Consider the following 15,104-nt stretch of genomic DNA (forward strand, 5'->3'; position numbering starts at 1 on the left):
GGCGGCGGCGGCGGCGGCGGGGCGGGGCGGCGGCGGCGGGGCGGGGCGGTGCGGGGTGGTGCCGCGCGCGGGCGCTCGGCGGGCGGCGCTGCCGCGTCAGGCGGTCGGCGTGCCGGTCGCGATGAACACCGTGGAGGTCACGCCGGCGGCGGAGTCGGCCTCGACCGTGACGTCGCCCTCGTCCGGCGTGATGAAGCAGGACTCGCCCTGCCGGAGCAGGGTCGCCGACGTCGCGCCGACCAGGGTCACGACGCCCTCGGTGCAGATCGCGATCGAGGGCCCCGACAGCGGCGCGACACCGCCCGTGCTCAGGCCCACCGGTGCGCCGTCGCCGGTGACCCGGACCAGGGCGAACCCCACACCGTCGGGCGCGAACCGGTCGACGGCGTCCGCGAGGTGCTCGGGCTCGAGCAGCGGCGCCGGGTACGCGGTGAAGTCGAGCACGTGCAGGAGCTCGTCCACGTCGACGTGCTTCGGCGTGAGCCCTCCGCGCAGGACGTTGTCGGACGGCGCCATCAGCTCGATGCCGAGGCCCTCGAGGTAGGCGTGGACGTTGCCGGCGGGCAGGTACATCGCCTGACCGCGGGTGAGGGTGACGCGGTGCATCAGGAGCGACACCACGACGCCCGGGTCGCCCGGGTAGGCGCGGGCCAGGTCGGCCGCCGTCACGATGTTCGGCGAGAGCGCATCGCCGTGCTCGCCGTGCACGCCGTGCTCGCCGTGCTCGCCGTGCTCGGCGACGAGCTCGGTGGCCAGGTGGCCCGCGGCGTCGATCACGGCCGCCGCGGACGCGTCGGCCGTCTCGAGCCAGCGCACCGTGTCCTCGAGCCCCTGGTGCAGGTGTGCCACGAGCGGACCGAGCCGCCCGCTGTCCCCGTCGAGCGTCGCGACGTCGACCAGGGTCTCGGGTATCGGCCGGAACCCGCTGAGGGCGTCGAAGCGGTCACTCAGCGCCACGACGAGCTCGGGTTTGGGGAACGGGTCCTTGTAGTTCCGGGACGGGTCGTCGATCGGGATGCCCGCCGCTTCCTCGCGGTCGTAGCCCTCGCGCGCCTGCTCCGGGGTGGGGTGCGCCTGCAGCGAGAGCGGTGCCGCGGCGGCCAGCACCTTGAGCAGGAACGGCAGGCCGGTGCGGTCCTCGCCCAGGGCGGTCTCGGGCTCGGCGGCGATCCAGTCGAGGACGGTGTCCGCGCCGCCGACCATGGCGGGGTTCACGACCACGCTCGGGCTGCCGGGGTGCGCGCCGAGCCAGAGCTCTGCCTGCGGGGCGCCGGTGACGGTCCGCCCGAGGAGCTCGGGGATCGCGGTGACCGACCCCCAGGCGTAGTCGCGGGCCGTGTTCGTGATGCCGAGGAACATGTCCCGAAGCGTATCGGCAGCGACCGTCAGGCCGCCGCGCACTGCGGTGCGGGGTGGTGCGCGGTGGTGCGGCGCGGCATGGACGATCCGTCATACATAGACTTTCCGGGATGCCCGAGTCGTCCGCCCGCACCCGACGCCGCCCGGACACCACGCGGTGGGACATCCAGGGACTCCGGGCCTTCGCCGTGCTGGCCGTGGTCGTCTACCACCTGTGGCCGAACCGGCTGCCCGGCGGGTTCGTGGGCGTCGACGTCTTCTTCGTCATCTCCGGCTTCCTGATCACCGGGCACCTGCTGCGTGAACAGACCACCACGGGCCGGATCGCCCTCGGCCGGTTCTGGGCACGACGGGCGAAGCGGTTGCTGCCCGGCGCGTTCCTGACGCTGCTCACCACCGGCGCGGCGGTCCTGCTGCTGGTCCCGAGCACCTTGTGGGGCCAGTACGGACGCGAGCTCATCGCCGCGACCGTCTACGCGCAGAACTGGCAGCTCGCCTCCGACTCCGTCGACTACCTCGCCTCGGACAACCAGCCCTCACCGTTCCAGCACTTCTGGTCGCTGTCGGTCGAGGAGCAGTTCTACATCGCCCTGCCGGTCCTGCTGGTCCTCCTCGCGCTCGTGCTCCGACGCACGCGGTGGCACTCCCCCGTGCGGACGGCGCGCGTGCTGCTCGGCGCGGTGGTCGTCGTGTCCCTGGTCTGGTGCGTCGTCGAGACGCGCACGGCACCCGGCATCGCCTACTTCTCCACGGCGACCCGGGCCTGGGAGTTCGCGCTCGGCGGGCTCGCGTCCACGGTGGCGCTGTCCGCCCCCGCCACGCGCGTGGCCCGGTCCGTCCGGACAGGAGGTGCGTGGCTGGGCGCCGTCCTGCTCCTCGCGTCGCTCGTCGTGATCACCCCGACCACCCCGTTCCCCGGCACCGCCGCGCTGCTGCCGGTCGTCGGGGCGGCGCTCGTGGTGCTGCTCGGCGGTCGGAGCGGCCTCCAGGTCCTCGGGCGCTGGGCACCCGTCGCCTTCGTCGGCCGGATCTCGTACGCGGTCTACCTGTGGCACTGGCCCGCCGTCGTCCTGGTGCCGATCGCGACCGGCCACCCGCTCGGCACCCGGGACAAGGTCGCGATCCTGGTGGTGACCGCCGTCCTCGCCACCGCGACGACGTTGCTCGTCGAGGAGCCGCTCCGGTTCTCCGCGCGCTTCCGGACCCTCCGACCGCGGCGCGTGGCGCTGTACGGCGCGCTCAGCACCGTACTGGTCCTGGCGCTCGGCGCCTCGACGCTCGGGGCGCTCCAGGTGCAGCAGACCCACGCCGCCGCGTTCCAGCGATCGCTCGAGACCGGCGACGTCCGGTGCTTCGGCGCCGCGGCGCGCATCGGGTCCCCGGACCCGTGCGTCAACCCGGCCCTGGCCGACGTCCGGGTCCCGACCCCGGCGGCGGCGAGCAAGGACGACGTGAACCGCATGGCGTGCTGGTCGAACACCACCGCGGACTTCAACGTCTGCAGCCTCGGGCCGACGACCGGGTACACGCGGCACATCGCGGCGATCGGTGACTCGCACAACAACGCCCTGCTGAGCGCCTACGCGGCCATCGCGAAGGAGCGGAACTGGCGGATCGACGTCGCCGGGCACATCGGCTGCTACCTGACGACCGCCGTGCAGGACGCGCCGTCGCAGGCGTACGTCGACTCGTGCAACGGCTGGAAGCAGGCTGCGCTGGCCTGGATCGGCTCGCACCCCGACCTCGACGCGCTGGTCGTCACCCACGCGACGACCAAGTCGCGCACCGCGGACGAGGCAGCGACCGTGGACGGTCTCGTCGGCGCGTGGCGGGCCGCGACCGACGTGGGCGTCCCCGTCATCGCGATCCGGGACAACCCCGTGGCGCACGACGACGTCATGACCTGCCTCGGACAGATGACCGGTCCGACGACCACCGCCTGCGACGTGCCCCGGACCGAGGCGCTGTCCTCGTTCGACGGATCGGAGCAGGCCGTCGCGGCGATCGGCGACCGGGCGCGGTTCGTGGACCTGACCCGCTACTACTGCACGGCGACAAGCTGTCCGGCCGTGATCGGCGGGGTGCTCGTGCACCGCGACCCCACGCACCTGACGGCCACCTTCGCCACGACGCTCGCGCCGTACCTCGGTGAGGACCTGCAGGACGCGCTCGACTCGTTGGACGGGTGAGCGGCGCTACCCTGTCGGAGTGACGAACACCTGGCCCCTGGCGCGCGGCACCGTCCCCGAGCGCGAGGCCTTCGCCTTCGCCGCCACGGTCCTGCTCACGATGTTCGCCGGCGACGCCGTCCCGAACATGATCACCTGGTACGGCGCGGCCGTCGTCTGGGCACTCGAGGGAGCGTGGGGCGTCGCGATCGTCGTCCGTGCCCGTCCGTCGCTGGCCCGGACGCCCCGTGCGCTCTGGGTGTTCCTGGCCTGGTGCCTGCTGTCGGTCGTCTGGTCGCACTGGCGTGCCGCCACGACCGCGAGCATGGTCGCGCAGGTGCTCTGTGCGCTGGTCGCGTTCGCGATCGCCTCGACCCTGACCTGGCGGCGCATCCTGGACGCGATCAGTCTGGCGATGCGGTGGGTGCTCGGACTCTCGCTGCTCTTCGAGGCGGTCGTGGCCGTCCTGGTCCGCCACCCGATCGCACCGATCTGGACGCACTACGGCGATGCGAAGATCCCGGACGCGTTCTACTTCTCGCGTGCCGTGCTGTTCACCGGTGACCGCATCCAGGGCCTGCCCGGCAACGCCAACCTGCTCGCGATGGTGGCACTGCTCGCCGCGATCGCCGTGGCACTGCAGCTCGCCGAGGGCCGGATGCGCCGCAACCGCGCCATCGGGTGGCTCGTGGTCGCCGTGCTGGTGCTCGGGCTCACCCGGTCCTCGACCGTGCTCGCCGCCGCCGTCGTGGTCGCCGTGGCGGCCGCGCTGGCCGTGGTGATCCGCCGGGTCCCCACCGAACGCCGGACCCCGCGGTACGCGCTGGTCGCGGGCCTGGCCGTCGTGGTCGCCGTCGCGGCGGTGCTCGGCCGCGGTGTCGTCACCGGCCTCCTCGGCAAGAGCTCGGACCTCACCGGTCGCGGCGAGATCTGGCGGGTGGTGCTCGAACGCATCGACCAGCACCCGGTGCTCGGCTCCGGCTGGATCGGCTACTGGTGGCCGAGCATCCACGAGCTCTCCGACATCGCCCACCGCAAGGGCGTCACGTACCTGCAGGCGCACGACGCGTACCTCGACGTGTGGCTGCAGACCGGGATCATCGGGCTGGTGCTGTTCGGCATCTACGTCCTCACGACGCTGAACCGGTCGTGGTCGAGCGCCACCCGGATCGGGTACGGCCCGGACCAGCTCCCCCGCCCGTTCGACCCGGTGTCGCTGCTGCCGCTGCTCGTCGTCGTCGCGCTGCTCGTGCAGTCGGTCGCCGAGTCGCGGCTGCTGTACCAGGGGAACTGGATCCTCTTCGCGCTCGTCGCGATCAAGTCCCGCAACGTGCTCGTCGGCGAGGAACCGGTGTCCGTCGGGGACGGTCCGCGGACACCCCCGGCGAAGCGCGAGTTCCGCTGGTCCGCCGCGCGCTGACCGGACCGGTGTCTAGCGCAGGACGAGCGCGCACGGGACGTCGGTCCCCCACGGCGCCGTCCTGACCTGCAGGACCACGCCCGGGTCCGCTCGACACGCGGGCTCGCCGGCGTGCACCTGTGGGGCCCAGGCCGGACCGTTCGAGCGCTGGGTCACGCCCGGGACGGCGCTCGTCACGGCGGCTGCAACCACGACCGCGATCGCGCCCCACGCGAGCACGCCCGCTGCTGCGCCGGCGACCGCGCGCGTCACGCGAGGCACCGACCCGGCCGCTGCCGTCCCCGACCGGGGACCGCCCGCCCACGATCGTCGGTCCGCCACCACCGCAGCGGCCAGGACCACTCCCGAGGTCAGCAGCACCGCCGACGCCGCCGAGTACCGGCTCGACCCCGACCCGGCGAGCGTCGACACGGCGACCTCACCCCAGTGGCCGTTCGCCTCCAGGTTCGCCACGAGCGCTGCCGTCCAGACCACGAAGGACCCGAGCCCGAAGGCGAGGACCTGGACCCGTGCCCACCACGAGCCGACGACGAGCGCAGCGGCCACGAGCACGGCCATGCCGACCAGGGGCACGACGAGCACCCACCACCCGTGCCGAGCGATCGCGTCCGCGACGGTCCCGACCTGGCGCGTCCAGGCGCTCGGGACCACGATCAGCAACCACCCGTGCACGACGTCGCGCACCGTGGGGTCCCCCGGGGGTGAGAGCCGGGGCACGGTCAGGGCGCACACGACCTGCGCGGCACCGGCGCCCGCGGTCACGATCGAGACCGGCAGGGCGCGCAGCCGACTGCCTTCGGGCCCCCTGGTCGTCCGGAGCCACCCCACCACGAGCAGCGGTGCGAAGAGCAGCGTCTGCGGCTCGGTGAGCACCGCGACCAGGGCGAGCAGCGTGAGGACGGCGGACCCCCACCACGAGCGCACCCGGGCGGCGAACACCCAGGGCACCAGCAGGAGCATGAACCAGTGCAGGTTCGCCGCGTTGCCGCTGATCTCGACCGGCACGACGGGCACCGCCACCGGCACCGCAGCGAGCACCAGCCGGAGCGGCCAGGCCGGCACCAGGTCGCGCGCGAGCACGAACACGGCCGCGGCGACCACCCCGACGACGACGCAACAGGCACCCGCGACGGTGACGGCGTACTGGTCGACCGGCCGGGCGAACCCGAGGTCGACGACCAGACGGGGCAGCAGGTGCAGGTAGCCGGCGTAGGGCCGGAACAGCGAACCGTCCGCGCCGAACGCCAGTCGGTCGCGGAAGAAGATCCCGCCGTCCTCCGCCCAGACCGTGGCGCGCGTGACCGGCCCCAGGCGGTACCAGGCAGCACCGGTCGCGACCGCTGCGACCACCAGCGCCGCCAACGCGGTCGTCAGGGCCCTCGGCGCTCGTCGCATCGCGCATCCACGATATATGCGCCGCACCAGGAGCCGTGTCGACGCACCGTGCGGCGCGCTCGACACCGCACGACGTGCGAGAGGATGGACCGGTGACGGACAACAGGGTGGGCAGGCGAGCACTCGCGCGCCGCTACCTGTCCGCCTGGATCGGGTTCTCGGCGGGCGGGCGCTTCAGCCAGGCGCTCGCGACGATGATCCTGCTGTTCGCGTTCGGGCAGCCGACCGCGACCGCCCTCGTCGGCACCGCCGGCACCTGGGCCGTGCTGGTCACCCTCGTCGTGCTCGCCGGTCTCAGCCTGCTGGGGCAGCGGTACCGCATCGAGTGGCACGGCGTGCTGCCCCTGTCGCTGCTGGCCTTCGTCGGGTACTGCGCGCTGAGCGTTGCCTGGAGCGACTACTCCTGGGTGGCGCTGCGCGGGTTCGTGGCGACCGTCGGCTTCGTCGGGCTCGGGCTCTACCTGGCGCTCGGGCGCGACCTGGTGCAGGTCATCCGCGCCGCCGGCGACGCCTTCCGCATCCTGCTCGTCGTGGCGCTCGGGCTCGAGGTCCTGTCCGGTCTGGTCCTCGACGTGCCCCTGCCGGCGTTCGGCATCCGCGGGGACATCGCGTACGGCGGCCCGATCCAGGGCATCGGCGGCACCCGCAACTTCATGGGCTTCGTCGCGGCCGTCGCCCTCGTCACCTTCGTCGTCGAGTTCCTCACCCGCTCCGTCACGACGTGGCGGGCCGTGGCCTCGACCGCGCTCGCCGTGATCGCGCTCATGCTCGTCCAGTCCCCCATCACCGGCCTGGCGATGATCGCGCTCGCGGTCACCGCGCTCGCTCTCTGGTCACTCCGACACGCCCGGCCCCGCACACGTCCGGTGGTGAACACCGTGCTCGCCGCGATCGTGATCGGCATGGGCGTCGTCGGGGTGCTCGCCCGCCACCGGATCCTCGCCGAGATCGGCGCGTCCGGCGGCAGCGCCGTCCGACTGGGCCTGTGGGCGCAGATCCGCGTGCTCAGCGAGCAGCACCCGATCCAGGGCTGGGGCTGGGTGGGGACCTGGCCGCACGAGGCGGTCGTGCCCTTCGTCACGCTCGTCGACCCGACCGGCACGCGTTTCACGTCGGGGCTGAACGCCTTCGTCGACGCATGGCTGCAGATCGGCCTGGCCGGCACGGTCCTGCTGCTCGCCACGTCCCTCCTGGCCTTCGCCCGTGCCTGGACGACCGCGACCTCGTTCCCAGGCGTCGCGTACGTCTGGCCCGCCGCGATCCTGGTGTTGCTCGGCGTCACCAGCGCCGCCGAGAGCTACCTGCTGCACGGTGCGGGGCTCATGCTCTTCACGACGGTGATCGTGGTCGCCGCCCGACGCCGGTCGTGGCGACGGCTCCTGCCACGCGCCGACCACCACGCCTGAGCCCGGGTCGGCACCGCCCGCCCAGTACGGTGGGCGGGTGCGTCCACGCCTGCTCGAACGTCTCGCCATGTGCCTCGTCGCCGTGGTGGGGACGGTCCTCAACCTCGTCCAGAAGCTGCCGTGCACGGTGTCGGAGCCGCCCGGTGTGCCGCGGGTCGCGTACGTCAGCCAGTACGCGTGCTGGTCCGACGTCGCCGCGATCTGGAACCACCGTCAGCTCGGTGAGCACCTGTTCCCGTACGTGACCGGGACGTACGGCGGCGATCCGCCCGTCCTCGGCGGCGGCTCCGTGGAGTACCCGACCCTCACCGGGATCTGGATCTGGGCCACCGCGCTGCCCGCGGACTCCGCGAAGCAGTTCCTCGTCGTGACGGCCCTCGTCGCGGCCGTGCTCGTCGTGCTCGTGACGCTCATGCTCGCGCGCATCGCCGGACGCCGTGCCTGGGTGTTCGCGGCGACCCCGCCCGTGATGCTCTACGCCGTCTACAACTGGGACCTGCTGCCGGTGCTGTGCACCGTCGCCGGTCTGCTCGTGGCCACGCGGGCACCGGGGCGGTGGCCGCCGCTGCTGCGGTGGGGCCTGGCCGGAGCGGCCTTCGGAGCGGGTGGGGCGTTCAAGCTGTACCCGTTGATGTTCCTGGCGGCCCTGGTCCTGGCGGCGGTGCTCGACCGGGACACCGCGGACGCGCCGGACGACCGGCCCCCGGGCGGACCGGGTCGCTACCGCCGGGCCGCGGTCGCCCTCGGGTCCGGGCTCGCCGTGGTGCTCGCGGCCAACGTCCCGTTCGCGCTGGTGAACGCCGAGGGATGGTGGTCCGTCGTCGAGTACCAGGCCCAGCGACCGATCGACTCGTCGACCCTGTCGATCTGGTACTACGGCCTCCTGCCCTGGTCGAGCGATCCGGCCTCGCCGTTCCAGGACACGATGGCGACGCTGGCCACGGTGTCGACCGCGGTGGGGCTCCTGGCCGTGCTCGTCGTCGCGGTGGTGCTGGGCGTCCGGACGGGTCGGACGCCCTGGGTCCAGGCGTCCGCGGCGATGCTCTGCGTGTACATGGTGTGCAACAAGGTGGACTCGCCGCAGTACGTGCTCTGGCTGCTGCCGTTCTTCGTCGTGCTGCGACTGGGAGGCTGGTGGATCGCCGCCTACCTGGTCACCGACGTCGCGCTCACCACCGGGTTCTTCCGGAACCTGTACTACAGCGCGCTCGGCGTGACCGGCGGGACCTGGGCGCTGCAGCTGTTCACCGCGGCGATCTGGATCCGCGCCGTGCTGCTGGTCGTGTTCGTCGTGCGGTTCCTCCGGGCTCCGGTGGCCCCACGCCCCGGGATCCCGAGGCGCCGGGACGACCGGTCACGCAGCGCAGCCCCGGACCGGGACGGCGAGGTGCTCAGCGCCGCGCCGGGTCCCGAGGTCCCCCGGACCATCGGCGTGGACCCCGCGGGCTGACGGGGGCCTCAGCGGCCGCCGACCACCAGTCGGCACGGCACGGCGGTGTCCCAGACCTTGTCGATGGCGTGCGGGGCGTTGTGCACGACGATCGACGCTGACGGGTCGGCCCGGCACAGGGCGGTCTGCGCCTCGACCTGGGGACGCCACGCGGGTCCGTCCTGCCGCTGCGAGAGCCCCGGGGTGACCGAGCCCACCGCGGCCGCGACCACGACGACGACCGCACCCCAGCCGGCGACAGCGGCCACCACCCGGAGCGCCCGGCTCCGGTCGACGAGCGGCACCCGACCGGATCGCCTGGTCGGTCGCGGCCCGATGAGCAGCGCTGCGGCGAGGACCACCGCCGCGGTGAGGAGCATCGCCGAGGGTGCCGCGTAGCGCGTGGGGACGGTCGTCATCGCCTGCAGCAGCCCGGCCGGCTCGTCCCATCCCCGGTTGCCGGAGCTGTTCGCCTGCAACGCCGCCGTCCAGATGCCGATCGACCCGATCGCGAGCGCGACGACCTGGATGCGGCCCCGCCAGGACCCGACGACCAACGCCGCGACGAGCAGCACCGCGATCGCGACCACCGGCACCACGACGACGAAGGACCCGTGCGCGACGACGGCCCGCGTCACCATGAACGAGTCACGGATCCACGCGCCCGCGAGCGGCTCGAGCAGGTAGCCCTTGACGAGCTCGGCGACCGAGGGGTCACCGGCCGACGTCGGCCGCACCGTGGTGAGCGCCGTCCACACCTGCAGGCCCAGACCGCCGAGTGTCACGAGGGTCACCGGCAGTGCACGCAGCGCGTCGCGCAGCGGCCGTCGCCACCACGCCACCGCCAGCAGCGGGACGAAGAGCAGGGTCTGGGGCTCGGTCAACACCGCGAACAGCGCCAGGACAGCGACGGCGGCGGAGCCCCACCAGGTCTTCACGTGGGCGGTGAACACCCACGGGACCAGCAGGAGCATCAGCCAGTGCAGGTTCGCGGCGTTGCCGAGCACCTCGATCGGCGCGATCGGCACGATGACCGGGACCGCGGCGAGGAGCAGGCGCAGGGGCCAGGCCCGGACGACGTCGGCGGACAGCACGAACACGGCGGCGACGACGATGCCCGCGACGACGCAGCTGGCGCCCGCGACGGTGACCGCGTACTGCTCGATCGGCCGGTGGAACGCCAGGTCGGCGACCAGGCGCGGCAGCAGGTGCACGTAGCCCGCGTAGGGGTGCAGCAGTGAGCCCACGGAGCCGTACTGCAGGTGCTCGCTGAAGAACACGTCACCGTCCTCGGCCCAGACGGTCGCCCGGGTCGTCGGCCCGAGCCGGTACCAGGTGAAGGCCGTCGCGATCACTGCGAGGACCACCGCGCCGACGGCGGTGGTGAGGGTCTTCTGTGCGCGCTCCATCGACCGACGACCCTAGTCGAGCCGTGGTGTGCCGCCACCCCGACGCTCCGCGACGCGCCCTCGTCACGGACGGGCGCGGGCCCGCGTGGGGGTGGCGAGGCCGCCGCGTCCGGCGCGGTGGAAGCCGTTGGTAGCATCGACGGCATGTCCCTGCTCCAGCAGACGCTCATCGTCATGCCCGCGTACAACGAGAGCGCGGTGGTCGGCGACGTCGTGGGCGAGGTCCAGGCCGCGCTGCCGGGCGTCACCGTGCTCGTCGTCAACGACGGGTCTGCGGACGACACCGCCGCGGTCGCGCGCCGTGCCGGTGCGACGGTCCTCGACCTGCCGTTCAACCTCGGCGTCGGCGGGGCGATGCGCGCCGGCTTCAAGTACGCGGTCGCCAACGGCTTCCGGTACGCCGTGCAGGTCGACTCCGACGGGCAGCACGACCCGGCCGGCGTCCCGCAGATCCTCGACGCGCTGCAGCGCAACGACGTGGTGATCGGTGCACGGTTCGCCGGCGTCGGCGACTACGAGACACGTGGTCCGCGCCGGTGGGCCATGGTGGTGCTCGCGTCGGTCGTGTCGCGGATCGCCCGGACCCGCCTGACCGACACGACGTCGGGCTTCCGCGGCGCCGGTCCGCGCGCGCTCGAGCTCTTCGCCGCGCACTACCCCGCCGAGTACCTCGGGGACACCGTCGAGTCCCTCGTGCTCGCTGCCCGGGCAGGCTGCTCGATCGAACAGATCCCCGTGGCCATGCGCGTCCGAGCCGGGGGCACGCCCTCCCACGCGCCGTTCAAGGCCATGATCTACCTCGGGCGTGCAGCGATGGCCCTCGTCGTCGCGCTCTGGCGTCCCCGCCTGTCCCTCCGTGCATCGGAGGTGCCCGGCTCGTGAACGTCGTGACCTACGTCTTCGGCATCGTCGTCGCCCTGCTCGTCCTCGGGGCGGTCATCGAGCTCCTCCGTCGTCGCCGCCTGCGCGAACGCCACGCCCTGTGGTGGATCGTCGCCGGGATCGTCGCCCTCGTGGTGGCCGTGTTCCCCGGTCTGCTCGTCGACACCGCCTCCCTCCTCGGGTTCTCGGTCCCCACGAACCTCGGGTTCTTCATCTGCCTCGTCCTGCTCTTCATGGTGTCGGTGTCGCAGAGCGCCGAGCTCACCGTGCTCGAGGAGAAGACCCGCGTGCTGGCAGAACAGAGCGCGCTGCTCGAAGAGCGCATCGAACGCCTCGAGCACCAGGTCGCGGTCGTCCGCCCGGCCGCTGAGCGACCGGTCGCGCAGCCGGACGTCACCGCGCACGTGCACGACGCGGACCACCGCTGATGACGGCCCGAGACGTCACCGTCGTCATGTTGGCCTACGGTGACGAACCGGTCCTGCACGCCGCCGTGCGGTCCGTGCTCGAATCGCAGGGTGTCGACGTCGCGGTCGTCCTGGTCGACAACGGATGCACGTCCGACGCCGTCCGGACGCTCCCTGCGGACCCTCGGCTGACGGTCAGGACCCCGGCCGAGAACCTCGGCTTCGCGGGCGGGGTCAACCTCGGTGCCGCCGATGTCACGACGACCTACCTCGGCCTGGTGAACTCCGATGCCGAGGTCCGTCCGGACGCCCTCGCCGCCCTCGTACGGGTCGCCGAGCGCCCCGACGTCGGCATCGCGAGTGGCAGCATCCGTCTGGCCGACCGCCCGGACACCATGAACTCCGCCGGCAACCCGGTGCACGTCGTCGGCCTGAGCTGGGCGGGCGCCTACGGCGAACCGGCGGCGGCACACGTCCGCGAGCAGGACATCGCATCGGCCTCCGGCGCCGGGCTCGTCCTGCGCCATGAGCTCTGGGAGCGCCTGGGCGGCTTCGAGGACACCTACTTCGCGTACCACGAGGACGTCGACCTCAGCTGGCGCACCTGGCAGCTCGGGCTCCGCGTCGTCTTCGTGCCCGACGCCGTCGTCCTGCACCACTACGAGTTCAGCCGCAACGCCCGCAAGATGTTCCTGCTCGAGCGGAACCGCCGCATCTTCCTCTCGACGCTGTACGGCCGCCGGCTCCGCGCCGCCACGGCCCTGCCCGCCTGGGCGATCGGGCTCGCGATGGGCCTGGTGGCCCGGGCACAGGGGTGGGGGCCGCAGCACCGCGAGGCGCGCCGGTGGATCCGCGACAACCAGGCGTGGCTCGCCGAGCGCCGTGCGCGCGTCGAGGCCGCAGCCGTCGTGGACGACCGCCGGATGGCGCGCCTGCTCACCGCGACGCTCGACCAGCAGGTGTTCCCGCTCCCCCGGGGCGCTGGCGTCCTGCAGGCCGTGATGCGGGCCTACTGGACGGTTGCCCGCCGCTTCGTCTGATCCCCCTCGGACGCCCGTCCGGAACGGAACCCGATCAGGACCAGCGCGACGAGGCTCACCACCGAGCCGACGACGAAGCCGGTCGTGCCGGCCGTCAGCGGTGCCGACGACACCGAGACGGCGATGACGACGACCCCGACGACGAGTCCGGTGAGCGATGCCACGGCGACCTCGCCCGACCGTCCGGCCGCGAGCAGGAACGCGGCCGGGACCAGCGCGATCGTGAAGACGAACACACCGACCAGCAGCCCGCGCAGCACCGGCGCCGCCGCGACGCCCTGCTCCGGGTAGAACAGCGGCATCACGAACCCGGCCAAGGCCGCGATCGCGCCGAACACGACGACGCAGCCGGCGGTGAAGACCAGGAAGACGGCGAGCCGGCGACGGTCACGGAGCGAGCCGTTGCCGGCCTCGTGCGCGAACGCCGGCACGATGATCTGACTGACGGCCTGCCCCACCATGGAGGCCGGGGTCGCGATGGTGAAGGCCGCCGCGTAGACGCCGACCTGCGCCGGTGCCGCGAAGACCTCGGCGCTGATCATGGCCAGTTGGAGCAGCCCGTTGGTGGCCAGGCCCGCCAGGACGTTCCAGGCCGCGAAGGACAGCACCCCGGTCCGCGGCAGTTCGGTGTCGCCGGCGACCCCCCGCGGCCAGCAGACGACGGCGAACACGGTGTAGCCGAGCGAGATCGGCACGAGCACCCATGAGTGCGCTCCGACCGCGAGCACCACGGCGAGCCCAGCGACGGCCAGCAGTCCGGTGCCGAGGTCGGCGAGCCCGACCCGGCGTGCGCGGCCCCGTCCGAGCGCCCCCGTCCGGGCGTAGGCGTACGCGCCGTACCCCGCGACGGTCCACGCCGCGGTCGCGGCCAGGACGCCGTCGTGGGTCCAGCCCCACGCGACGGGGACGGCGACGGCGGCGAGCACGACGACCGACACGGCCCAGGTCCGGGTGAGGAGCCGGACGACCGCACGGTCGTCCTGGCCGCGGGCCACCGCGAACGCGATGTACCGACTGGCGGCGTTCCCGGCGGCGGTCGGCCACACGAGCGCCATGAAGATCGACAGCGACAGGACGGCGCTGACGTGCCCCAGGTCCGCCGAGCCCAACGACCGACCGATCACGACCGTGTACGCCAGGCGGGCGACGCCCTGCGCCACGATCCCACCCGTCGACCAGGCTGCCGACCGGGCCAGGTCCGCGCTGCCCGCGAGCGCGGCGGGCTGCACCGTCCCGGGCACCCCCTCGGGGACGCCAGGGGTGCCGAGTGACCCCTCGGTGCCGCGCGGGGTCACGAGCGGGGGCGGCGGAACCAGCGCTGCACGCCCCACTGCGTCACGCGCAGCATCGCCTCGATGATCACCGAGCGGTCCATCTTCGACGTGCCGAGCACGCGGTCCCGGAACTCGATCGGCACCTCGACGATGCGGCCGCCGAGGTCGTGCACCCGCAGGGTCATGTCGACCTGGAAGCAGTAGCCCTTCGAGTCGACGCCGCTCAGGTCCATGCGGCGGATGGCGTCGGCACGGTACACGCGGTAGCCGGCGGTGACGTCGTGCACGCCGAGACGGAGCATGAGCCGGGCGTAGAGGTTCGCCGTCCGGCTGAGCAGTTCACGGCGCTTCGGCCAGTCGACGACCGAGCCGCCCCGGACCCAGCGGGAACCGATCGCGAGCTGCACGTCGTCAGCCGGGGCGTCGGCGACCGCGGACAGCAGGGCCGGCAGGCGGTCCGCGGGGTGCGACCCGTCGGCGTCCATCTCGATGAGCAGCCCGTAGCCGCGCTCGAGTCCCCAGTCGAACCCGGCCACGTACGCCGTCCCCAGCCCGAGCTTGCCGGTGCGGCGCATGAGGTGCAGCCGGCTGTCGTCGGCCGCGAGGGCCTCCACCCGGTCACCCGTGCCGTCCGGGCTCGCGTCGTCGACCACGAGCACGTGGACGTCGGGCGCGTGCTCGAGGATCTTGTCGATGGCGGTCTCGATGTTCTCGACCTCGTTGTAGGTCGGGACCACCACGAGGGCTCTGAGGGCGGACGCACTGTCCTGGGTGTCGGGCACTGTTCGGTCCGCTCCTTCGTCGATGTTCGCCGAGCGATCGTAGCCGACCCGTCGCCGGGCACCTACTCGGACGCACCGTCCGACGCGGAACCGGCCTGCTCGCGACGCCGCGGTCCGGCCGTCAGGGACTGCA

At 73.2% G+C, this 15,104-nt stretch carries 12 protein-coding genes; 7 read left to right on the forward strand and 5 right to left on the reverse strand.

The window, feature by feature from the left end:
* Positions 1 to 96: 96 nt before the first annotated feature.
* Positions 97 to 1,359, reverse strand: a complete 1,263-nt coding sequence (gene manA / locus BIU90_RS03805; RefSeq protein WP_071298921.1) for a mannose-6-phosphate isomerase, class I — start codon at positions 1,357 to 1,359, stop codon at positions 97 to 99.
* Between the two features lie 110 nt (positions 1,360 to 1,469).
* Between manA and BIU90_RS03810 the strand changes: the two genes are divergently transcribed.
* Both BIU90_RS03810 and BIU90_RS03815 read left to right on the forward strand, forming a co-directional pair.
* Positions 1,470 to 3,548 (forward strand): acyltransferase family protein, encoded by a 2,079-nt coding sequence (locus BIU90_RS03810; RefSeq protein ID WP_083403672.1) that lies wholly within the window; start codon positions 1,470 to 1,472, stop codon positions 3,546 to 3,548.
* Positions 3,549 to 3,567: 19 nt separating this feature from the next.
* Positions 3,568 to 4,947 carry an O-antigen ligase gene (locus tag BIU90_RS03815; protein WP_071298922.1) on the forward strand — a complete coding sequence of 460 codons (1,380 nt, stop codon included), beginning with the start codon at positions 3,568 to 3,570 and terminating at the stop codon, positions 4,945 to 4,947.
* 12 nt (positions 4,948 to 4,959) lie between these two features.
* Here BIU90_RS03815 and BIU90_RS03820 read toward each other — a convergent pair whose 3' ends face one another.
* Complete coding sequence (locus tag BIU90_RS03820; protein WP_139195091.1) at positions 4,960 to 6,342, reverse strand: hypothetical protein; 1,383 nt, start codon at positions 6,340 to 6,342, stop codon at positions 4,960 to 4,962.
* A gap of 92 nt (positions 6,343 to 6,434) precedes the next feature.
* Here BIU90_RS03820 and BIU90_RS03825 point away from each other — a divergent pair, with 92 nt between their 5' ends.
* Positions 6,435 to 7,748, forward strand: coding sequence for an O-antigen ligase (locus tag BIU90_RS03825; RefSeq protein WP_139195092.1), 1,314 nt, complete (start codon positions 6,435 to 6,437; stop codon positions 7,746 to 7,748).
* 37 nt (positions 7,749 to 7,785) lie between these two features.
* Positions 7,786 to 9,198 carry a glycosyltransferase 87 family protein gene (locus BIU90_RS03830; protein WP_139195093.1) on the forward strand — a complete coding sequence of 471 codons (1,413 nt, stop codon included), beginning with the start codon at positions 7,786 to 7,788 and terminating at the stop codon, positions 9,196 to 9,198.
* An 8-nt stretch (positions 9,199 to 9,206) separates the two neighbouring features.
* On the opposite strand, the gene BIU90_RS03835 is transcribed toward BIU90_RS03830, so the two are convergent.
* Positions 9,207 to 10,586 carry a hypothetical protein gene (locus BIU90_RS03835; protein ID WP_071298925.1) on the reverse strand — a complete coding sequence of 460 codons (1,380 nt, stop codon included), beginning with the start codon at positions 10,584 to 10,586 and terminating at the stop codon, positions 9,207 to 9,209.
* A 144-nt stretch (positions 10,587 to 10,730) separates the two neighbouring features.
* On the opposite strand from BIU90_RS03835, the gene BIU90_RS03840 reads away from it, so the two are divergent.
* Genes BIU90_RS03840 through BIU90_RS03850 form a run of 3 tightly spaced genes read left to right on the forward strand, consistent with a single transcriptional unit; the run spans position 10,731 to position 12,915 of the window.
* Complete coding sequence (locus tag BIU90_RS03840) at positions 10,731 to 11,468, forward strand: glycosyltransferase family 2 protein (protein WP_071298926.1); 738 nt, start codon at positions 10,731 to 10,733, stop codon at positions 11,466 to 11,468.
* On the forward strand, positions 11,465 to 11,896 hold the full coding sequence (locus tag BIU90_RS03845) for a DUF2304 domain-containing protein (RefSeq protein WP_071298927.1): 432 nt from the start codon (positions 11,465 to 11,467) through the stop codon (positions 11,894 to 11,896). Before BIU90_RS03840 ends, BIU90_RS03845 begins: the two co-directional genes overlap by 4 nt.
* Positions 11,896 to 12,915 (forward strand): glycosyltransferase family 2 protein, encoded by a 1,020-nt coding sequence (locus BIU90_RS03850; protein WP_071298928.1) that lies wholly within the window; start codon positions 11,896 to 11,898, stop codon positions 12,913 to 12,915. The genes BIU90_RS03845 and BIU90_RS03850 overlap by 1 nt, the downstream gene beginning before the upstream one ends.
* Here the strand turns inward: BIU90_RS03850 and BIU90_RS03855 are convergent.
* Together BIU90_RS03855 and BIU90_RS03860 are read right to left on the reverse strand one after the other, a co-directional pair.
* Positions 12,885 to 14,210, reverse strand: coding sequence for a lipopolysaccharide biosynthesis protein (locus BIU90_RS03855; protein ID WP_139195094.1), 1,326 nt, complete (start codon positions 14,208 to 14,210; stop codon positions 12,885 to 12,887). The genes BIU90_RS03850 and BIU90_RS03855 overlap by 31 nt on opposite strands.
* Positions 14,207 to 14,971: a polyprenol monophosphomannose synthase gene (locus tag BIU90_RS03860; protein ID WP_175470132.1), complete on the reverse strand. Its 765-nt coding sequence runs from the start codon at positions 14,969 to 14,971 to the stop codon at positions 14,207 to 14,209. The genes BIU90_RS03855 and BIU90_RS03860 overlap by 4 nt, the downstream gene beginning before the upstream one ends.
* Between the last annotated feature and the right edge of the window lie 133 nt (positions 14,972 to 15,104).

The sequence above is a fragment of the Curtobacterium sp. MCBA15_001 genome, assembly GCF_001864835.1.
GTDB lineage: Bacteria > Actinomycetota > Actinomycetes > Actinomycetales > Microbacteriaceae > Curtobacterium.